Origin of the sequence: Sporosarcina sp. FSL K6-3508, assembly GCF_038615825.1 — a bacterium.
Lineage (GTDB): Bacteria > Bacillota > Bacilli > Bacillales_A > Planococcaceae > Sporosarcina > Sporosarcina newyorkensis.
The window spans coordinates 2,863,957-2,884,518 of the sequence record NZ_CP152016.1; the positions used below are offsets into that span (position 1 = coordinate 2,863,957).

A 20,562-nucleotide genomic window follows, 5' to 3' on the forward strand; every position below is an offset into this window, starting at 1 on the left:
ATTTATAAAAGCAGAATAATGTTTAACCGGTGCTTTTAAGTGAAAGAACAATAAGAATGAAGATTAAAACATTTTATATCCTTCAAGTCGAAAATAATAAATACAGGAGGTTCGCATGTTATGAAAAAAACAGACCAGACGGTTGCTGAATTAATGCTTGATCAATTGTCTTTGTTCGGTGTAAAACGTATTTATGGAGTTGTGGGCGATACCATTATCGGACTTATCGATGCATTGGCCAAGCAGAATAAAATTCAATTCATTGCGGTTAAACACGAGTCAACAGCTGCTTTTATGGCATCTGCGGAGGCGAAACTAACAGGCAAGCTCGGTGTCTGTACAGCGACAATGGGTCCTGGAGCGGCCAATCTACTGAACGGGCTGGGAGATGCCTATGCTGACAAAGCTCCTGTACTGGCAATTACGGGGCAAGCACCGAGTGATAAAATCGGCACTGAATTCCCGCAATATGTAGACCAGCAGGAGCTAATGAAGCCGTTCGCCTCTTATTCCGCTAATTTAGCAAGCCCCGATGCAACGGTCGAACTTCTTCAAAAAGCGGCACAAACATCACTCGGGCAACGGGCTGTCACCCATCTGTCTATTCCAAAAGATTTATTTACAATGTCTGCTTCAAGTAAACCTCGTCCATTGCCCAATATTATAGAGGGCACGTCCATTTTTACGGAAAATAGTCTGGAAAAGGCAACAGCAATAATGAAAACAGCCAAGCGTCCAATGATTCTCGCAGGCGCCGGGGCTACTTTCGCTATAAAAGAAGTGGAGAAACTTGCTGAATTATGGGGAGCTGGCATTCTGACAAGCTTAGGTGGAAAAGGCTTATTTAATGAGCCTTCCCCAAATGTTTTGCAAGGAATCGGCGAAGGAGGCAATCCGTATGCTGCTGAATTATTTAAAGAAGCAGATGTTGTGCTTTTGGCAGGAACAACCTGGTGGCCGGAAGGATATGTGCCGAACGACGCGAGCATAATTCAGATTGATCGCCACTTTGGTAAATTTGAAAAAGGCATTCCCGTCGAACTCGGTATCGCCGGTAAAAGTGAAGAAGTTCTTCCTCTCTTATTAGAGAGCCTTCAAGGATTTTCCAAAAAAGAAGACTGGGTGCTCCGCTGCCAAGAAATAAAAGAGAAATGGGCTCAACAAAACAATCAAGAAGGCAGCACTGCGGGTTATCCTGTCCACCCTTCGCGAATTATCCATGCCCTTGACCAAACAGTAGCTGCAGACGCTGTTTTGGCACTTGATACAGGAGATGTTACGGTGTGGACAAACCGTAACTTCCAGCAGAAAGATCAAACCGTTTTATTTTCAGGTTATTGGCGGACGATGGGCTTTGGCCTTCCTGCTGCGATGGCCGCGAAGCTCGTAAACCCTGAAAAACAAGTAGTAGCGGTAGTCGGGGATGGTGGACTTCAAATGACGCTTGCAGATCTATTGACTGCCACCCGTTATGAACTCAATATTACCGTCGTTGTGTTAAATAATGGAGCTCTGCAAATGGAGAGAGACAAAATTAACGTCATGGGGAAGAAAGAAGTAGGTGTGGATTTAACAAACCCTGATTTCGTGAAGGTAGCGGAAGCTTGCGGGTGGAAAGGATTTCGGGCAGAGCCAGAGACCCAGCTAGAATATTTGCTGAAAGAAGCATTCCAGACGAACGGTCCTTCACTGGTAGACATCTCTACAGCCCAGGCATTCTTTCCTGAAACGGAAGGGTAAAACATTTCATTCTAACCATGCATTAAATCTACACGTTTATTGACACTTTTACGCCAATTCAAATTATCATAAATGTTTCTCTTATAAAGTAAAAAAACCCGTCCGATAGTGTTTGGACGGGTTTAACTTAGAATTTAAAACTTCACCTTATCGGGAATATCTGACAATTTCACTTCATCATAAGAAGTGACGTCATCTCCTTTAGTCAGATATAACTTCAAATATGCGCCTTCTCGCAGCTCTTTTGCTGCTGTGAATTCTACTTCGATTTCTTTACCATTTTCTTTATAAGCAGGACCAGTATACAAGTATCTTTTCATGATTTCACCTGAGTCCAGTTTTGTCTCTTCAACCGAATGCGCTGGTGAGATATGATAGTAGGCATTGCCTTTCCCCATTCTGTTAAAGTCCACCTTTGCTAACGCAAAGACAGCCCCAGCTAATAACACGGCGATGACACCTGCCAGAATTAATCCTTTTCTCATAATTACCCCTCCAAATATCCTCTTCTAATTGTTTTAATGAAGCTGCGTACCGTAGCAAAATAGTACATCGCGTAAATCATTGTGTAAGCCAACATCCAAATGACGACTGGCACAAGGAAATCCATCATGAACATATTGGACACTGCGACCAATGCAACGCCTCCGTGAATAAGTCCAAGAACAAGCGGAACTGTAAAGATGACGCCGACCTGCCCACGAATCGTCCTGTTCATATCCTTTTTTGAGACGCCAATTTTATGAAGAATTGCATATTTCGCTTTATCCTCTTCCGCTTCAGTCATCATTTTGAAGAAGATGATGCTGCCTGTTGCGACGAGGAAGACAAGCCCTAAAAAGCTTCCCACGAAAAGCAATGCACCCAACGATTCGATTGTATTTTTATAATCCGCTGTCGCACTTGAGAAGTTCTCGGTCGAAGCAGCTAACCGGTCCGATACAGCAGACTGGTTTTTATAGTTGGTTACTTGGACAGCTTGTATCAGTGTCTCATCGGATTTGATTTCGTCATACAGTTGTTCCGGTACGACAATTGCATTTCCACCTAACGTCTCGACATTGAACAGCACTTTATTATAGAATTTGGCGACTGGAAACTCTACCTTATTTATCGTTACAGAATCCAATTTTTCAGACCAGCGTTCATCAAAAAATGCATCGATTGCAAAGACCTCATTCTGTCGTAACTTTTGAATATCTGACCAACCTAAATCCTTTGCCAACTTGCCGAAGGTCGCTTCATCAATTACAACATATTCCATTTCATACTTATCGAGTGCAACTCGGATCATCTTGCTATAGAACGTGATTTCCGATTCGATTATCGACGTGTCGATAGCCTGCTTCTCTCCTTCCCACATGAATGTGTAAGGAGTATAATCTCTCACATTTTTTTCGGCATTGTAATAAACACCGAAAACTGCGCCTCCTGATGTAATGGTCGTCGCACTCAATATCGTAATTAGCGTTAGCGTTTTCGCGTTTCCTCTTATCCTGTAAAGCAGCTGTGACGCCGTCATCATATGAAGACCTTTCCAAGCCCAGCGTGCATTTCCTTTCAAAGCTGACAGCACATACACTAATACGCTATGGAACAGCAAATACGAGCCGAGTACTGTAAAGGCGATGATGACAATCGGGGTTGCTAGTCCAAGCACACGCCATACCTGTGATTCCGTTAAGTCCTGCAAGGCAAGATAGTACGCGATTGCCAACGACGCCACACCTAGTACGGCTGTGATGACCCTTGCTTTCGGCACATTCTCTCCCTTTTTTTCCGCATGGAACAAATCAATCAACTTGAAACGGTAAATGATACGATGTCCCATCAACGAAGTGAATAAGAAAATAATGAAAAATACTATACATGTATTAATTAGCGCGTTCATTGAAAAAGCGAATCCAGCAACGATGTCGAGACCCATCAGCTTCAAGAGAATGGTGAGCAACATTCTGGACAACAAAAAGCCTAAAACAACACCAATACCGAGGGATACCAACCCAATCACCATGTTCTCAAAGAACAAAAGGAATCCAATCGACTTTTTGCGTACGCCTAATAAAGAATAGAGCGCAACTTCCTTCTTCCGCTTTTTCATGAAGAATGAATTGGAATACAATATGAAGATCGCTACGAAAATCATGAGCACAAATGCAGATGCCCCCATGATTCCTTTAATCTGCTTTGACGTTTCAGCCATTCCACTAATGTCCTCACTATATTTTAACGTAGCAAATGTGAAATATATCAAGATGGAAAATACGGTGGAGCCTATATAAAGCGAATAGCTTTTCATATTGCGGCGGATATTTTTCAACGCCAATTCAAATAACGTCATTCACATCACCGCCCATTTGCGCCAATTCATCCAAAATCATTTGGAAAAACTCTTTCCGCGTCTTACTTCCACGAAAAATCTCTTTCGATAGCCGTCCGTCTTTAATAAATAAAATTCTGCGGCAAAAACTTGCTGCATAAGCATCATGTGTCACCATCATAATCGTCGTTTCATGCTTTTCATTTAACGAACTCATACTTTCAAGCAAATCTGTGGCCGACTTTGAATCGAGCGCGCCTGTCGGTTCATCCGCAAAAATTATTTTCGGATTGGAAATTAATGCGCGACTTGCTGCTGTACGCTGTTTCTGTCCACCTGAAATTTGATACGGGTATTTATTAAGCAAGTCTGATATGCCGAATGTACCCGCGATTTCATCCACCTGCTTAGCAATTTCCTCTGGTTTAATTTTTGCAATCGCTAATGGCAATAAGATATTTTCGCGGACAGTCAACGAATCCAATAGATTATAATCTTGAAAGATAAATCCTAGATGGTCTCGCCGAAAATCCGCAAGTTTTTCTTCTTTCATCTTTGCAATGTTATCCTTCCCGATATAAATATCTCCAGTTGTAGGTGTATCGATCGTTGCTAGGACATTCAGCAACGTGGACTTCCCTGCTCCCGAAGGACCCATAATTCCAACAAACTCACCATGATCGATTTCAAACGAAATATGTTCAAGCGCTTTGAATGTATTCGCATCTTTTCCGTATTTTTTTTCAACGTCTTTCACAAGTAATAATGACACCATTTAGTTGCACCTCTTTCGTATATCTTTACAATACTTGGTGAACCTTAAGCTAATTTTACGCCGACCTTACATTATCCTTAAATACGGGCGGGTTTTAGAGAATTGCTTTATACTTGGGTCAACGTTGCTTGAAAGGAAGTGTATCATTTGGAAAAACCACGCATCTTAATCGTTGATGATGAAAGCGATCTGCGTCATTTAATGGAAACTGCACTTATGAAGGAAGGCTTTTCGGAGATCAAAACGGCTGGATCCGTAAGGGAAGGTTGGGAGCAGTTTGAAGCATTCTCGCCGGATATAGCAATTTTAGACATCACGCTTCCAGATGGGGAAGGTTATGATTTATGCAAAAAGATTCGAGAAGTTTCCCATATCCCCATTTTATTTCTATCAGCAAAATCCGACGAAACAGATAAAATTTTAGGGCTCGCTCTTGGGGGCGATGACTATATTACAAAACCATTCAGCCCAAAGGAAGTCGCCTTCAGGGTGAAAGCCCAATTAAGACGTGCTGGCTATCATGAAATAGAGGCAACTTCCCAACCTAAAGAGATTGCCATTGGACCGTTTTCTATGAACGAGGCGCAAACCGAAGTACTGAAGAACGGCGTAGCTTTGGAACTGACAGCTAAAGAAATGGGATTGATGGCTTCTTTCATGCAGAATCCAAATCAAATTTTGAGCAAAGAGACACTTTTTGAACGTGTTTGGGGGGAAGACTTTTTCGGTGCGGATAATACGTTAATGGTTCATATCCGCCGCCTCCGCGAAAAAATTGAGGATCATCCATCAAAGCCTGCATATCTCACAACCGTAAAAGGATTGGGCTATAAATTCATTGTGAAATAGGTGATTCGATGAAATGGAAGTTGACTGTCCAATACTTATTTTCAGTCTTGAGCATTGTCTTTATTGTCATTTTCGTTAATTTAATTATATTAATCGGTGTACTTTACTTCCAACAGACAAACGGCAATGACAGCTTATCTACTGATACCGGCGAATCTTTCACCCGCCAATTTTCTCGTTATCTGTCGACGGAAAATGAGCAGCCCCTCATTACAGACGAAGGGATTCAGGCACTTCGGGAATTTGGCGGTTGGCTCCAAGTACTAGATTCAAACGGGCATGTCGTTACTGCTGCCCTTGCACCCAAAGATGCACCTACACACTACAGTCCGGTTGAGCTCGTCCATATTTATAAGTATATGGACGATCAATTAACAACGTATTATGTCGGTCAATTTGAAGAATACAGCTATTTATTGGGCGTTCAAAATTCCACTGAACAGCGTGTTGTCTTCATGTTCAATGCCCAGTCATTCCTGTCCTATGTATCAAAAGCATTCGTCGGCATTACAATTGCCGATCTGCTTATCGCAATGCTCGTCGGATTGCTTTTTAGCATGATCATAACAAAGCCGGTTTCGTACATAATCGACCGGATTTCACAGCTGAAAGAGCGAAATTTCTCCATCCAAAAAATGAAGCGTCAAGGTGTCTTCAAACCAGTCTTTTCAAATTTGAATTCAGTTTCTGAAACATTGCAGGCCCATGAAGAGGAGCGCATGAAGCTTGAAAAGATGCGCGAAGAATGGATTAGCAATGTTTCGCATGACTTAAAAACGCCTCTCGCATCCATTCGAGGCTTTGCAGAATTGCTACGTGGACAAGACGTGATGGAATCGGAACGTGCAGAGTATGCGGAAATCATCGAACGAAAATCCATTTATATGAAGGATCTATTGGATGATTTTAATTTAATGATGCGCTTACGTAATCAGGAAATGCCATTACATCGTGAAGATACACGTCCCGCAAGCTTCGTCTGCGAAATAGTTATAGATGTATTGAACGACCCGAGATACAGCGATCACGCAATTTCATTTGAAGGCAACGCACACAATGCAATATGGAGTATCGACCGGCATTTAATGAAACGAGCCATTTTGAATTTCATTCACAACGCGATTATTCATAATGATCGTGACATAGCGATCACTATTAGTGTTTCGGATACAGGGCTCACAATCGAAGACGATGGGAAAGGCATTGCAAAGCAAGACATTGAACAAATATTCAACCGTTATTACAGAGGATCCAATACGGACAACATTCACGGCACTGGACTTGGGCTTGCCATTTCGAAAGACATTATCGAGGCACATGGAGGACATATTACATTGACGAGTGACATTGGAAAAGGAACGAAAGTAGAGATTTTCTTAAATTAAAAAGGTGCCTACTTTACAGGCACCTTCCATTACTTGCTTTCCACTACCATCGCCCCTTTGAATTAAGCCAATATCTTTCGCGTAGTATCCAAAATACGTTTGTTTGTTCCATGGTGTATACGTTCCGACAGCCAGCACATCGCGGTATTTCGTATCGCGTACAGTCCGTACTAAGTCCGTGCCAATAATCCAAGCATTTTCGTATGATACCGGCCCTATGTCGTTCTCATAAGGAAGGCAAATGAAAACCTATTGTTTGAATCATGAAGTTTTTGTTTTCACATTACTTTTTTCGCATCTGCAATGAGGTTTTCATAATCTAGTTTCGATAGGCCGTCATACCGTTTGATGACTTCGCCTTTCGGATTGATAAGGAAAAAAGATGTGCTATGTGCATATACATGGTCTTCTGGTCCTCCCCCGTCTAATACGGTTTTAAAGGATTTGTTGGATAGTTCTTTTATTTTGTCAAAGTCATATCCGGTCAAAAAGGTCATGTTTTCGAAGTTTGCATCATATATTGCTGCAAAATCTTGAAGTACTGCTGGTGTATCGAAATCAGGGTCTACACTAAAGCCAATGATTGGTGGTGTCATACCAGCGTCCCATAGTGTCGCTTGAACGTTTACGATATTGGCTGTTGTTTGTGGGCAGACCATTTTACAGTTCGTATAGAAAAAATAAGCAATCCACCAGTCGCCTTTTAATTGTTCTGATGAAAATGTTTCATTATGTTGGTCTGTAAATTCGAAGTCTGCAACTGTCGCGGATATGTTTGATTCAATTTTTCCGTTACTACAAGCGACAAGTGTAAGTGTAAAGATGAGTAGGATGATGTTGAACGATGTATTTTTCAAAATAGTAACACCCTTTCTACTACAATATCAATGGATTATTATTTATTAAAAATAAGGACGTGAGGTTCATACTACGTCAAATATATATACGTAGTATGATCTTACGTCCCATTGCATGTATTCAAATTAACTGGCTGTTTATGCTTTTATTGCATTTGATTTCTTTTCAACTAGTAACCCGCTACCATCTGATAAGTACTTGTCAATTCCTTCAGCAGCACGGTATGCTAATGCACCGAGTGTACCTGTTTGTTGAGGAATTTTATGTGGTAATGCAGATGCTCCGATTACGAATAAATTATCCATATCCCAGACTTGAGAGTAGTTGTTTACTGCTGAAGTCTTTGGGTCATCTCCCATAATTACCCCGCCACTTGTTTCACCATATCCTTGTGTATGCCTCCATTCTTGAGGTGGATTACCCTTCTCAATAATGTCTGCTCCCATTTCCTTCATGATTTCTTCTGCACGTGCACTAAAGTACTCTGAGAATTTTTTATCTTGTTCAGTAACCGAGTGTGTAATTCTTAATAATGGGTCATTAAACATGTCCGTATAGTTTGGGTCTAAGTCCATATAGTTAAATTTCCAACCGAATGATGGTGACATGAATCCAACACTTAACATACGATTTGCGTAGTGAAGTGATTTTTCTTTAAATTCTTTCCCCCATCGTGGTGTGCCTTGTGGTACTGGGTTGGAACCAATCGGCCCTGAGCCACGTTGACGAATTTCACAAATCCCTCCACCGATAAAGCCTAAGTCAGAATTATCGATGTTGTCACTATCCAGATCACTAAATGTACCGCCTAAGGAACCTGAACCCATAAATAAGTTGAATTTTTTATCTTCAAAGAAACCAGTCGCACTTCCACCTGGAGATGCTAATCCGGCAGAGTTTTTACCAATAACTCCTTCGCCTGTTTTTGGATCATATGGTTTCCCAATTTCCGAAAGTAACATTAAATGTGTGTTAGAGATAGTGTAACCTGCTAAAACAACTACGTCGGCAGGTTGCTCATATTCCATTCCCGTCCGCATGTCTACATACAAAACACCGGAAGCTTTTCCGTCTTTATGTATCACACGGCGTGCGTAAGATTCTGTACGTATTTCATAATTACCTGTTTTCTTAGCTGTACGAATAACTGTTGCTACCGGGTCTGATTTCGCGCCGAAATCACAACCATACATCATACAGAATGAACAATATTGACAAGCGTTAATTGTTTCTCCATCCGGATTTTCATATTGCTCAGAAAGGTTGGCAGACGGTATCATAATTGGATGGTATCCCAATTTGGATGCTGCTTCTTTAAATAATTTTACTGGGTATGAAGGACGCATTGGTCCTGTAGGATAACTATCACTACGTGGTGGTCCCATTGGGTCATCTTCACCAGATGTACCAGCTGTTTTTTCGAATTGGTCAAAATAAGGTTCTAATTCTTCATATGTTATCCCCATATCTTGTAAATTCATATCTGCCGGAATTTTATCTTCTCCATATTTGTCAATCGTAATAGAACGTGCTTGGAGATCAAATTTACGTCCACGTTGTGTAACGCCTGACCAGTGTACACTACTACCTCCAACGTTGTTACCTTCAAAATTTTCACTTTGCGTTCGAAGTGGGAATGCTTCTTCATCTAAAGTACCGCGCGCTGTGACAGTTGAAATAGAGTTATCTGTCATAATTTCATAGCGAGATGCATAACGCAGCTCGTCTTTAGAGCCAACAAAATCACTATGGTCGTGATCCCTTCCTCGTTCTAGAGCTACTACCTTATATCCCTTCTTTGCTAGTTCTGCTGATGGGATTCCACCAGCCCAACCAGTACCCACTACGACAACATCTACTTTGTCTAATTTTATAGCCATGACAATCCTCCTGAAATATTACTTTATTTTTTAGCCCTGATAATCTTTTAAACTCATTCGTTCAATGATTTGGAATTTCTCTTCTTCGATTAAATCACTATAACCTGGACGAATTCCTGGATGTTCTTTCATTTTCCATCCCATCATATTCTTGTTTCCACCGTAAAGCGGGTCAGCATACGCTCCTTCAATCGTCATTTGACGTAATAAGTTAAAAAATGTAGGACCTTTAACACCACGCAATCCGATTTCTCCAGCTTCCATTGCTTTTAGTATCTCATCTTGTTGTTCGCCTTCTAAATCATAGAACTTTGCATCCTGGCTTCTTAGACTTTCAGCATTCAACTTTCGAATACCTTCAATAAACACTTCACCACGTGACATTAACGTCTGATAAGATGAGGCAACTTTTACTTCTTGAACAGGACCTTTCATATAGTCGAATTTATTCGAACCATACGGGCCTGCTAATTGTTTATCTATAAAATATGGAACACCTAAACCAATTGCACCTGGTCCATTACCATCTTCAGGGTAAATTCTTTCTACTGCTGCTTCTAATACAAAAAAGTCTTCAAATCGAGTGAAAAACATTCTTGTTTCTGTAAATTCCTTTTTAGGTCTTTCATCTTTATTGGATGTTGTGATGTCTTTTGTAAATGGATTGCCGATAAATGAACCTAATAAACCACCACCAACAATACCACCAGCAACTAATCCCGAGTTTTTCAAGAAACGACGTCTCGATTCTTGTTCGGGCTGATTGTCCTCATTTTTCTTCTCTTGCTTTTTCTGATCCGACATATGCACCCCTCCTAGTAACATACTATGGTGTGACTAGCTTGAATTATGACGCACTGAAAACAGTTACATTGAGAATGACTTATCTAGCTGAACATCTCTGTAGTGTGAATATTATGTATAATACATTTCATAAGATGATAAAAAGGTTGTAGAATCGATAATATAAGAGGAGTGGTGTATATGAACCTAGCGGCTATTGGTGTACCAGGATTAATTATTATTTTAGTAATTATTTTAATTATGTTCGGACCAAGAAAGTTACCTGAAATTGGTGGGGCAGTCGGCAAAACATTGGCGGAATTTAAGAAATCAACAAAGGAGATCATGGATTTTGACAATGAAGAATCGGAAGAAAAGAAAAAAATGTGAATAAAAGTAGGTGTTACGATGCCTGAAGAATCAAAAAGAATGAATGATCCAGCAGTATTCGGTCATTTAGACGAATTAAGAAGACAGTTAATCAAGTCGGCAGTAGTATTTACAATCGTTTTTATTTTCGCGTTAAGTACGATTCACTTTTGGTTTCCCTATATAATAAAAGACTATAAACTACTGATTCTTAGTCCATTTGATGTGTTGTCATTTTATATGACGATATCACTAGCCCTTTCGATTGGTTTGTCAATACCTTTTATATGTCACTTTATTTATCAATTTGTTAAGCCAGGTTTGACAAAACGTGAAAGTAAATTTTTTAGTTTATATACACCAGTTATTTTTCTATTGTTTTTATTTGGTTTAACGTTTGGCTATCTAGTGATTAATCCGATTAGTTATAGTTTTCTAACAGGTTTAGGTGCAATTCATTTTGATGTGATGATATCCGCTAGTGAATATGCTCGATTTTTATTATATACAACCGTACCAATTGCTTTAATGTTTGAATTACCAATCGTTGCTTTATTTTTAGCAACGATTGAAGTATTGACGGTAGCAACAATGAAAAAAACAAGAAAATGGTCCTATGTTATTTTAGCGCTATTATCTGCAGTGATTACACCGCCGGACTTTATTAGTCAATTACTCGTTTTAATACCAATGATTTTATTATATGAAATAAGTATTCGTGTTGTAGCAAGAGTTGAGAAAAGGCGTCTTTTGAAACAAGAAGAGGAAGAGATGCTAGTAACCTAGCTTTACCATATGAATATATTATTTTGAAAGAGTTTGAAATTGGAGGAACAAGCATGGTGATACAAGGAAACGGTATTCCATCCTGTTGACGCATGTAACGCCCTAATATTTCGAGCTCTTTTTTGTGTGTTGTTTAAAAGTAATCGCTCCTTTTCAACATAAAAGCTACTTCATTACCACACTTTTTTGATAAAAGGTACCTGTGCGACAAATTATCCGTTAATTTGTACAATCATGAATGTTTTCCACGTAGGTACTTATATTTTGGTCTGCTCGTAAATAATCTTGAACTATGACTGTGATGTTGACAATAAAAGTGTATTACGCATATAATACATATTGTAGAGTGTATTAACCCATTAATACGTTTAAATTCTTTTATACCTTATATGCACGAGGTGTAACTGCGCTTGAATGCAGTGGAAGACTTTTTTAAAGTTACTGTATGAATGACTTAATACGCACTTTTATCACGGCTGTATGACGGGTTTTACTACAATGCTTGAAAACAGATGCTATTTTTTTGCAATCACTGTATTACCCACTTAATACGCTAAACATATTACGTTTTTAGGAGTTGGATCTATGAAAGTCAAGTTTAATAATCGTGATCCTGTTTATGTACAAGTGATCCGGCATTTTAAAGAACAAATTGCCTCAGGTTACTTTGAACCCGGCCAGGAGATTCCATCGAGAAGAGAACTGGCGAATCAGCTTAAAATTAATCCAAATACGGCGCAAAGGGCGTATAAAGAAATGGAGGAACAAGGTTTGATACTTACGGAGGGGAATTTACCCAGTCGCATTTCAAAGGATGAGCAAGTACTAGAAATGGTTAGAGAGGAATTGATTTTAGAGGCCGTTGATGCATTCGTTCATTCGATTCGTTCAATCAATATTCCTATTCATGAGGCCCTGCATTTAGCGAAGGATAAGTATGAAGAAGGAAACTAATGGAATGGGGGATTCTTATGATTGAGATAAAAGATGTTACAAAAAAGTTTGGTAAGAAGAAAGTATTAAATGGTGTTTCTTTTACAGCTGAAAAAGGAAAGATTACTTGTTTAATTGGTATTAACGGTGTTGGGAAAACAACAATTATGAAAGCGATTATGGCATTAACCCCCATTGCGAGCGGTGAAATTCTGATTGACGGAAAAAAAATTCATAAAGAAAGCTATGAAAAAATCACTTTTATACCAGATACGATCACGATGTTGCCGCAAATGCAAATACGGGATGCATTCGTCTTCATGGCTGATTTTTACGACAGCTGGAATCAGGCACGAGCCAGTGAACTTCTTCGGTTTTTTAAGCTGCAGGAGACAGATCGAATTTCTGATCTATCTAAAGGAAATACCGCAAAAGTAAACCTGATACTCGGTTTAGCGATGGATGTCGATTATGTCTTAATGGACGAGCCGTTTTCCGGAATTGATATATTCAGCCGTGAACAAATAGCCGATGTATTTACGAGTCATTTAATTGAAGACCGGGGCGTCATTATAACGACCCATGAAATTAATGATATTGAGCATTTAATTGATAAAGTCGTTTTACTGGATAACGGCGTCGTTTTAAAAGAATTTGATACGGAAGAAATACGAGAAAAAGAAGGTAAATCGGTAGTTGATGTAATGAGAGAGGTGTATGAAGCATGAAACAATATCTGAAGTTGGTCAATTTCGAGTTCAACCGATTTTTTAAACTGTATCTCGTTTTAATTGGAATTACGATCCTCACTCAGATCATTGGCGTTATTACAACAGCACGAATGCATGTAAATCGGGCAAATGAATGGATTAACGAGGAGCATATTACGAAGGGCGATATTCAACTCGCGCCGATCTCTTTTTATGATTTTTCCCAATCAGCTTGGTTTATGGGACCCATTGCACTTGGTGCTGCTACCCTGCTGATTTATGTTTTCTTTATTTGGTATCGGGACTGGTTCGGAAAAAATACATTTAGTTACCGCTTGTTCATGTTACCAATTGCGCGCATTCAAGTCTATTTGGCCAAGGCTGCAACGATTTTACTGTACGTTCTGGGCCTCATTGCATTGCAACTGCTTTTAATGCCAGTGGAGAACAAAATTTTAAAGTGGATAGTACCAAGTGAGTTTCGTACCGATCTCTCTATTAATGAAATTACACGCATTCCAAATGTGGCTCTGTTAATACCAAACACTCTTGGTGAGTTTGTTCTTTACTATGCTGCTGGAGTAGGGGTTGTATCGATTGTCTTCACGGCTATTTTGTTTGAACGTTCTTACCGAGTAAAAGGAATTATGTATGGCATTCTTTTTTGTGCTGCTTCCCAACTCGTCCTTTTTGCACCGTTACTAGTGAATACATTTGTTTTGAAGAATTACTTTTATCCGACAGAACTATTTTTCATGGAATTAGCAACAGGTCTTGTTGTGGCGGCTTGCTCCATTTGGACTGCTAATTTCCTAATAAAAAATAAAGTAAGAGTTTGATGGGAGGTCACATACATGAAACGCTATTGGAAAATTATTTCAATTTGTTTGGTTATCGTACTTAGTATTGGAACATTTTATATACAGTCGAGTTTCGCTACAAACAATCATGTGGAAATTGAATTTAAAAAAATAAGTGGCAATGAAAATGAAGTAAAGAACTTAATTTTAACCGGGGATTATCAGGCAGGCGATAGATCTCAATCCTTACAAATCACAAGTGAAGAAACAATTGATCCAAATCATTTACCTTTTCTCAAAAAAATAGAGAGGATGAGTGTTCCGCCGACTCTTGAAGGATTGGTAAAAGAGCGTAGGAGCTTTATGCGCAGCAAGGATTTAACAGCTAATCATTTCTTTGAAGATAAAAATACAGTAGCATATGCCCGAATTCAAGCGGAGAATTTTTATGAACAACCGATGAAAGAATTAACCTTTGAAATTGAAGTACTCAATAAAAAATCAGAAAAAATTACGTCCTTAGAATTAGACGTACCAGAAAGAGAAAAGTACAGTTGGATGAGTGTTGAGAAGGTCCAAGTAATAGAGGGCGAATTAAAGATAATTACCCATAACCTTCTTATGGATGGCAGAGGCGAATTCCATGCATATACGGTTAATTTGAAAGGGCAAAAGTTGGTACACAATGACACAATCGCTTCTACACCGACGGTAGAATATGGCTGGACTGATATACGAGTAATCAATGCTGGAGATTACAATGAGAAAAGTAAATATCTATTGATTCACATTGAGGCTTCCGAAGAAAAAAGCATGCAAGATGATGGTCAACCAAACATAATTGCTAATGAATACGTGGTTTACGATATAGAAAATAACCAGACTAAAAAATTAGCTGTTCCTGATGAAATACTTGATTCTATAGGCGGAGCATCTGCTGTCTTTCACTCCACAATCTTTATTCCGTTACAAACAGCGAATGGTATAGAGGTCAACCAGTATGACATAGAAAACGAAAAATGGGATGAAAAACTGATATTTGATATAGCAGATACAACGGATGATGAAAATCCTTATTTGAAAGTGATGAATGGAAGGTTATATGCCGTTTCCGCAACAAATAAAGAGCATATCTTCTTTATAGGAGATTTGGAAACGGGAGAATCATTATATGAAGGGAAATTGGAAGTAAAAAGTCAAAGAAATAAACAGGAGGATTATCATCTATATATTTATGAGATTTTGGAAGGTGCAGATTTCTGAATTAGTTCAAAATGAGAATCTAGCACCTCTCACGATCTAAAAAATCATGCATACTCCTTGTATAGGTATTTATTTTCAACCTTTTTATTTTAGGATATCTGTACACCAAACTCTCACGTTATTTGTACATTCATGTTGATTCAAACAACTATGAATTTTTCACACGTGCTATTTTACACCTACAAAGTTCATAAATGGATTAACTCGGTTGAAATAATGATAGATAATGCATAAAAAAGATTCAATTCAGTTGTCAGAAGTAAAAATTTTAAACTAATACGCCTTCTTAAATCAAACATATGTAACGAATACTCACTTGCATTTGGTTCTTATTTCATCTCTTTTTTAGAATGTTTTTTATATTGCGGAACTTTTATATAGTAAAATTTCTGTATTGAGAAAATTCTTGTTTTAGTTTATGGTGAATGAATAGAAAGTAAAAGTTCTGATGAGTTAAGGATGATGGAAGGACATTCTTTGCGCAATTATAAACGGCAGAACTTTCCACGTATGGCGGATCAGACTAAATACTTCGACTGATGTAAAGCGTTTTGAATTATAACAAGGCAGAATTGGTATAGCAGTTTTAAAAACTTCTAACACTGTGAGGGATTGAAACTTGACCGAAAAAACAATGGACATTGAGCAATTCGAATTAGAACTTTTAAATTTGATTAATAGTTTCTTGAAAAGCGTTGGCGGAAAAGGTCCGAAGCAAACCGAAGTCCGGTTGATGGGAGATACGATCGTTTATATTCTTAGAGGTATTTTAACAAAGCGTGAAAAAACATTAATGGTTAATACTGAGGGACGAAAAATGGTTTTGGATGCTAGAAGATCATTTATGGAATTAGTAAAAGAGCGTCGTAATACGGAATTCGAACAATTTCTTGGCTGCAAAATTGTTGAAAGCTATGAGTCTTGGAGTTTGGATGATGATTCTGCAGTTGCAGTCTTATTATTAGATAGGGCTATTTTCAAAAAAATATAAAATTCATTTGCAATGTACAGAAAATTATATATAATTAAAATTGATAGTATAATAGCGCACAGTTCCCCTGTGTGTCCCATATCATTCATAGCAATGGGTGGTCTTAAAAAAAAGGCAAACCATAGCTGTTATCGACGGCTCCTCGTGAGCGGTCTATACGGCTATGGTTTTTTGTTTTCAATTTAATAAATGGTTATGGAGAGGATGATACGACTTGTTTACTTTCGAAAAAAATGTAGTCTATGGTGAAACTGAAGAAGAATATTTAACAGCAGATTTATATATGCCTTTGAAGTTCAATGAGCCTTTGCCAATTTTAGTACTTATTCATGGAGGGGCATTCCAGGCAGGTTCAAAAGAAATGTATAAAGAGTGGGGGGAAAAGTTTGCGCAAGAGGGCTATTTTGTAATGGCCATCAACTATCGACTAGCCACGCCCAACTACGCGTCTTTTCCAGCAGTAATTGAAGATCTGAAGCAAGCGATGAATTGGCTCGTTTTAAACGCCAATAAAAAAGAATTGGATATTAATAAAATTGGGTTGATCGGTGATTCAGCCGGTGCCTATTTATCGTCGTTATTTGCCTTAAGCAATCACTCGTTTAGTTATCGAGTTTGTTCTGTAATCGGGGTCTACGGACTTTATGATTTAGCTTATGAATGTAAAAATCCAATTATTGTTCGGGATGTGAATATGAACGAACGTCTATTAGGACTACCTTTCGATGGTAATGAAAGCGCTTTTTATGCCGCATCTCCAATTGCTCATATTCAAGATGCAATGGCAGTGCCAACTTTTGATACAATCTTTTACTTAATTTGGGGTGAAAAAGATACAATTGTCAATCCAACCCAATCTTTATTATTTTATGAGGCTTTGAAAGAAGTGAACATTGAAGTTGAAATAACTAAAGTGGAAGACAAAGGACATTTTTGGTTCAATCAGTTACCAGGAATTGCAGGGGGAAAGGTAAATGATTATCCGAACAATGTCTTAATGCCTAATATTTTGGACTTTCTGCATAGAACTGTAAAGCAAGCTTTAAATGGACATTATTCAAAAAGACAAATTCAAATATTAAGTAAAATTGGAGGAGATGTATAGAATGAAGGCACATGTAGAGGAAACTTTTGAAATTCTTGAAGAGGAAAAATCACAGGCAAATAAGGTCGGGATTAAATCGATTAGTAAAGTAACGATTTTAGTAACAATAATTTGCTGGTTTACAATTTTTGTCGAAGGTTACGATTTAGTTGTATACGGCGTTGTATTACCAGTTTTGATGGACCCAAGTGGGTGGGGACTAACGGCAACACAAGCGGGCGCAATGGGAAGCTATGCATTGCTTGGCATGTTTTTAGGTTCTTCGATCGGGGGCATCCTTTGTGATAAAATAGGAAGAAAAACTATCATCATCGCTTCAATCGCGCTCATGTCTACCATGATGGTACTGACTGCTTTAGCTCCCACTCCTGAATTATTCGCAATCTATCGTTTCTTAGCGGGATTAGGCATTGGCGGTATTGTCCCATCCGCCTCAGCATTAACAACTGAATACTCCCCGGCTAAGTATCGCTCATTTTTCTTTGTTATTATGTATTCCGGTTTTGCTGTCGGTGGAGTAGCCGCTGCACTTTCTGGTGTGTTTTTTATTGAGAATTTTGGTTGGAGATCACTCTTTTGGTTAGGTGCAACACCAATTTTATTCATCCCGTTCTTTATAAAATATTTACCGGAATCTATTAAATTTTTACAGGCAAACAATCAGCAAGCGAAAGCAAAACGCCTCATTGAAAAATACCGGTTACCTGATGAGTTCGTGATAGAAGAACAATCCGAAGGAACTGCCAGCGAGTCAGCGTCTATTTTTTCTAAAAAGTATTTAGTTTCCACGATTTTGTTTAGCATAGTCTATATTGGTGCATTTTTGCTTATTTACGGTATGAATACGTGGCTGCCACAAATTATGAAAGAAGCTGGCTATCCCATGAATTCTAGCTTACTATTTTTACTGGTTTTCAACTTATCTGCAGTCGTGGGTGGAATTATTGCCGGAAGAGTCGCTGATCGACTACAACCGAAAAAAGTCATTAGCTTTATTTATTTTTTGGCCGCAATAAGCATTCTTCTACTTAGTATTAAATTCAATATAGTGGTTCTGTATATACTTATCGCCATAGCAGGTTTCGGAACTACTGGAACGACGTTCGTACTCGCAAGTTATGTGATGAGGCAATATAATGATCAAAATAGAGCTAGTGCCTTAGGCATTGCCTCGGCAATTGGTCGATTCGGCGCGATTGCTGGTCCATTATTGGTCGGGATTCTTATGGGCATGAATGCAGGATATGAAATTAATTTTTATTTGTTTGGAGTTGTGGCAATTCTCGCATCGCTAGTTATTTTGTTCATGCCGTCATTTAAATCAGTAAATGCAACTAAATAATTCAAGAAGTTTATTTTTCTATGAAATCCCCTAATGAGTTTACAGCATACAAAATCTTGCTGGGCCTTTAATGAATTTCAAGATACTTGTGCATAGAACTATACAGTCCGGTTGTTCATTTGCGTTAATTCAAACAACTAGGAATGTTCGCCCACGTAGTACTTACTTTAATCATTTCATAGAAAAAATCTAATTAAAAGCAGACGGAAACCCAAGAATCCCCTACAGATTCTCGGAAACCGCTGCTTTTTATTTACTTAAGTCTAGTAAAGCTACACACTCCACATGACTACTATGCGGAAACATATCCACCGGTTGCACTTCCTTCGTCCGATACCCGCCATCTTCCAAAATCCGTAAATCCCGAGCGAGCGTCCCTGGATTACAAGACACATACACAACTTTCCCCGGCTTGTACTTCAAAATCGTTTCCAACAGTTTCTCATCGCAGCCTTTACGCGGCGGATCAACGACCAGAACGTCAAAAAGTTTGCCTTCCGCATACCATTTCGGAATCACGTCTTCCGCCGCGCCTGCCTCAAAATGCGTATTCGTGATACCATTCAATTCCGCGTTACGCTTCGCATCTTGAATCGCTTGTGGAACAATTTCGACGCCATATACTTCTTTCGCTTGTTTAGCCAAAAACAATGAAATCGTGCCGATTCCGCAATACGCATCGATCACTGTTTCATCTCCAGTAAGGCCTGCATAGTCCAGTGCTTGCTGATACAGCACTTCTGTCTGGACAGGGTTCACTTGGTAAAATGAACGCGCTGAAATCTCGAACTCGATATCTCCAATCCGATCGATAATGACGTCGGCACCATATAGGTTGATCGTTTCATTGCCCATAATGACATTCGTATTTGCTGTGTTGATATTTTGCATGACCGATGTGACATTCGGGATTTCTTGCTGGATCAATTCAACAACTTCTTGCTTCTGCGGGAACTTTTTATGACGTGTCACGAGAACGACCATCACTTGATCTGTTTGCCGTGCCTTCCGGACAATCAAATGCCGCAACATGCCTTTATGTGTTCGTTCGTCATACGTCTCGATTCCAAGCTGCTGAATCTTACGCTTTAGCATCGCCATCAATTCATCCGCTTCTGTCGTTTGAATTATACAGACATCGGTATCAACGATTTGATGTGTGCGTGTTTTATAGAAACCTGCAATGACACGTCCATCTTCCGTGTCAAATGGAATCTGCGATTTATTGCGGTAACGCCATGGATCCTCCATGCCTTTGACTGCATGCACAGGAACATCCGGAAGTTTCGCGATACGATCCACGACATCACGGACAGACTTTCTTTTTTGGGTAAGCTGCGCTTCATAAGAGAGATGCTGCAACTGACACCCCCCACATGTCGGAAATACGTGGCACGGCGCTACAATCCGCTCCGAAGATGGTTCAATGACATCCAGCATTTTAGCAAATCCATACTTCTTTAATGTCTTCAGCACATGAACTTTGACCGTCTCACCTGGTAAAGCACCTGGAATAAACAGTGGATAGCCATCTACTTTCGCTACCCCTGCTCCGTCATGTGTTAAATCCTCTATTTTCACTTGTAATTGATCGTTTTTATTGACTGCAAAGCTCATGTTTTTTCCTCCATCTTTCAGATACTCCTAGTGTACCATGCGGGGCAAATGAAAAA

At 39.2% G+C, this 20,562-nt stretch carries 19 protein-coding genes; 12 read left to right on the forward strand and 7 right to left on the reverse strand.

The window, feature by feature from the left end; genetic code table 11:
- The first annotated feature begins 120 nt into the window (after positions 1–120).
- Positions 121–1,740, forward strand: a complete 1,620-nt coding sequence (locus MKX97_RS14295; RefSeq protein WP_342536279.1) for a thiamine pyrophosphate-binding protein — start codon at positions 121–123, stop codon at positions 1,738–1,740.
- Between the two features lie 134 nt (positions 1,741–1,874).
- Here the strand turns inward: MKX97_RS14295 and MKX97_RS14300 are convergent, their stop codons facing one another.
- Genes MKX97_RS14300 through MKX97_RS14310 form a run of 3 tightly spaced genes read right to left on the reverse strand, consistent with a single transcriptional unit; the run spans position 1,875 to position 4,835 of the window.
- Positions 1,875–2,225, reverse strand: a complete 351-nt coding sequence (locus MKX97_RS14300) for a YxeA family protein (RefSeq protein ID WP_342536280.1) — start codon at positions 2,223–2,225, stop codon at positions 1,875–1,877.
- Positions 2,226–2,227: 2 nt separating this feature from the next.
- Entirely contained in the window at positions 2,228–4,081 is a 1,854-nt protein-coding gene (locus MKX97_RS14305) for an ABC transporter permease (RefSeq protein ID WP_342536281.1), read from the reverse strand.
- Entirely contained in the window at positions 4,068–4,835 is a 768-nt protein-coding gene (locus MKX97_RS14310; RefSeq protein ID WP_342536282.1) for an ABC transporter ATP-binding protein, read from the reverse strand. Before MKX97_RS14310 ends, MKX97_RS14305 begins: the two co-directional genes overlap by 14 nt.
- Before the next feature lie 147 nt (positions 4,836–4,982).
- Between MKX97_RS14310 and MKX97_RS14315 the strand changes: the two genes are divergently transcribed.
- Together MKX97_RS14315 and MKX97_RS14320 are read left to right on the forward strand one after the other, a co-directional pair.
- Entirely contained in the window at positions 4,983–5,684 is a 702-nt protein-coding gene (locus MKX97_RS14315; RefSeq protein WP_342536283.1) for a response regulator transcription factor, read from the forward strand.
- Between the two features lie 8 nt (positions 5,685–5,692).
- On the forward strand, positions 5,693–7,069 hold the full coding sequence (locus tag MKX97_RS14320; protein ID WP_342536285.1) for a HAMP domain-containing sensor histidine kinase: 1,377 nt from the start codon (positions 5,693–5,695) through the stop codon (positions 7,067–7,069).
- 278 nt (positions 7,070–7,347) lie between these two features.
- On the opposite strand, the gene MKX97_RS14325 is transcribed toward MKX97_RS14320, so the two are convergent.
- The 3 genes from MKX97_RS14325 to MKX97_RS14335 form a co-directional block, all read right to left on the reverse strand.
- Positions 7,348–7,926 (reverse strand): SCO family protein, encoded by a 579-nt coding sequence (locus MKX97_RS14325; RefSeq protein WP_342536286.1) that lies wholly within the window; start codon positions 7,924–7,926, stop codon positions 7,348–7,350.
- Between the two features lie 138 nt (positions 7,927–8,064).
- The gene (locus tag MKX97_RS14330; protein WP_009498599.1) at positions 8,065–9,807 is read right to left on the reverse strand and encodes a GMC family oxidoreductase; all 1,743 of its coding nucleotides are present in this window, start codon (positions 9,805–9,807) and stop codon (positions 8,065–8,067) included.
- Positions 9,808–9,837: 30 nt separating this feature from the next.
- Positions 9,838–10,611, reverse strand: a complete 774-nt coding sequence (locus tag MKX97_RS14335; protein WP_040759832.1) for a gluconate 2-dehydrogenase subunit 3 family protein — start codon at positions 10,609–10,611, stop codon at positions 9,838–9,840.
- A gap of 180 nt (positions 10,612–10,791) precedes the next feature.
- Between MKX97_RS14335 and tatA the strand changes: the two genes are divergently transcribed.
- The 9 genes from tatA to MKX97_RS14380 all read left to right on the forward strand — a co-directional run bounded on the left by tatA (position 10,792) and on the right by MKX97_RS14380 (position 18,889).
- Positions 10,792–10,980, forward strand: a complete 189-nt coding sequence (gene tatA / locus MKX97_RS14340; RefSeq protein WP_009498601.1) for a twin-arginine translocase TatA/TatE family subunit — start codon at positions 10,792–10,794, stop codon at positions 10,978–10,980.
- Between the two features lie 18 nt (positions 10,981–10,998).
- Positions 10,999–11,745 (forward strand): twin-arginine translocase subunit TatC, encoded by a 747-nt coding sequence (tatC, locus tag MKX97_RS14345; RefSeq protein WP_009498602.1) that lies wholly within the window; start codon positions 10,999–11,001, stop codon positions 11,743–11,745.
- A gap of 585 nt (positions 11,746–12,330) precedes the next feature.
- Positions 12,331–12,699 (forward strand): GntR family transcriptional regulator, encoded by a 369-nt coding sequence (locus MKX97_RS14350; protein WP_342536287.1) that lies wholly within the window; start codon positions 12,331–12,333, stop codon positions 12,697–12,699.
- A 17-nt stretch (positions 12,700–12,716) separates the two neighbouring features.
- On the forward strand, positions 12,717–13,406 hold the full coding sequence (locus MKX97_RS14355) for an ABC transporter ATP-binding protein (RefSeq protein ID WP_342536288.1): 690 nt from the start codon (positions 12,717–12,719) through the stop codon (positions 13,404–13,406).
- Positions 13,403–14,227, forward strand: coding sequence for a hypothetical protein (locus MKX97_RS14360; RefSeq protein WP_342536289.1), 825 nt, complete (start codon positions 13,403–13,405; stop codon positions 14,225–14,227). The genes MKX97_RS14355 and MKX97_RS14360 overlap by 4 nt, the downstream gene beginning before the upstream one ends.
- Positions 14,228–14,242: 15 nt before the next feature.
- Positions 14,243–15,451, forward strand: a complete 1,209-nt coding sequence (locus MKX97_RS14365) for a hypothetical protein (RefSeq protein ID WP_342536290.1) — start codon at positions 14,243–14,245, stop codon at positions 15,449–15,451.
- 619 nt (positions 15,452–16,070) lie between these two features.
- Positions 16,071–16,442, forward strand: coding sequence for a Na-translocating system protein MpsC family protein (locus MKX97_RS14370; protein ID WP_245799537.1), 372 nt, complete (start codon positions 16,071–16,073; stop codon positions 16,440–16,442).
- A 214-nt stretch (positions 16,443–16,656) separates the two neighbouring features.
- A complete protein-coding gene (locus MKX97_RS14375) occupies positions 16,657–17,547 on the forward strand; it encodes an alpha/beta hydrolase (protein WP_342536291.1) in 891 nt (296 codons plus the stop codon).
- Position 17,548: 1 nt separating this feature from the next.
- Positions 17,549–18,889, forward strand: a complete 1,341-nt coding sequence (locus MKX97_RS14380) for an aromatic acid/H+ symport family MFS transporter (protein WP_342536292.1) — start codon at positions 17,549–17,551, stop codon at positions 18,887–18,889.
- A gap of 249 nt (positions 18,890–19,138) precedes the next feature.
- Here MKX97_RS14380 and rlmD read toward each other — a convergent pair whose 3' ends face one another.
- A complete protein-coding gene (rlmD, locus tag MKX97_RS14385; RefSeq protein WP_342536293.1) occupies positions 19,139–20,506 on the reverse strand; it encodes a 23S rRNA (uracil(1939)-C(5))-methyltransferase RlmD in 1,368 nt (455 codons plus the stop codon).
- Positions 20,507–20,562 lie beyond the last annotated feature (56 nt).

Bases quoted from the DNA above. Each gene is read 5' to 3' on its own strand.
- MKX97_RS14360 (WP_342536289.1), top strand. From the start codon at position 13,403: ATGAAACAATATCTGAAGTTGGTCAATTTCGAGTTCAACCGATTTTTT.
- MKX97_RS14320 (WP_342536285.1), top strand. From the start codon at position 5,693: ATGAAATGGAAGTTGACTGTCCAATACTTATTTTCAGTCTTGAGCATT.
- MKX97_RS14310 (WP_342536282.1), bottom strand. From the start codon at position 4,835: ATGGTGTCATTATTACTTGTGAAAGACGTTGAAAAAAAATACGGAAAA.
- tatC (WP_009498602.1), top strand. From the start codon at position 10,999: ATGCCTGAAGAATCAAAAAGAATGAATGATCCAGCAGTATTCGGTCAT.
- rlmD (WP_342536293.1), bottom strand. From the start codon at position 20,506: ATGAGCTTTGCAGTCAATAAAAACGATCAATTACAAGTGAAAATAGAG.
- MKX97_RS14350 (WP_342536287.1), top strand. From the start codon at position 12,331: ATGAAAGTCAAGTTTAATAATCGTGATCCTGTTTATGTACAAGTGATC.
- MKX97_RS14380 (WP_342536292.1), top strand. From the start codon at position 17,549: ATGAAGGCACATGTAGAGGAAACTTTTGAAATTCTTGAAGAGGAAAAA.
- MKX97_RS14330 (WP_009498599.1), bottom strand. From the start codon at position 9,807: ATGGCTATAAAATTAGACAAAGTAGATGTTGTCGTAGTGGGTACTGGT.
- MKX97_RS14355 (WP_342536288.1), top strand. From the start codon at position 12,717: ATGATTGAGATAAAAGATGTTACAAAAAAGTTTGGTAAGAAGAAAGTA.
- MKX97_RS14300 (WP_342536280.1), bottom strand. From the start codon at position 2,225: ATGAGAAAAGGATTAATTCTGGCAGGTGTCATCGCCGTGTTATTAGCT.
- tatA (WP_009498601.1), top strand. From the start codon at position 10,792: ATGAACCTAGCGGCTATTGGTGTACCAGGATTAATTATTATTTTAGTA.
- MKX97_RS14335 (WP_040759832.1), bottom strand. From the start codon at position 10,611: ATGTCGGATCAGAAAAAGCAAGAGAAGAAAAATGAGGACAATCAGCCC.
- MKX97_RS14365 (WP_342536290.1), top strand. From the start codon at position 14,243: ATGAAACGCTATTGGAAAATTATTTCAATTTGTTTGGTTATCGTACTT.
- MKX97_RS14295 (WP_342536279.1), top strand. From the start codon at position 121: ATGAAAAAAACAGACCAGACGGTTGCTGAATTAATGCTTGATCAATTG.
- MKX97_RS14305 (WP_342536281.1), bottom strand. From the start codon at position 4,081: ATGACGTTATTTGAATTGGCGTTGAAAAATATCCGCCGCAATATGAAA.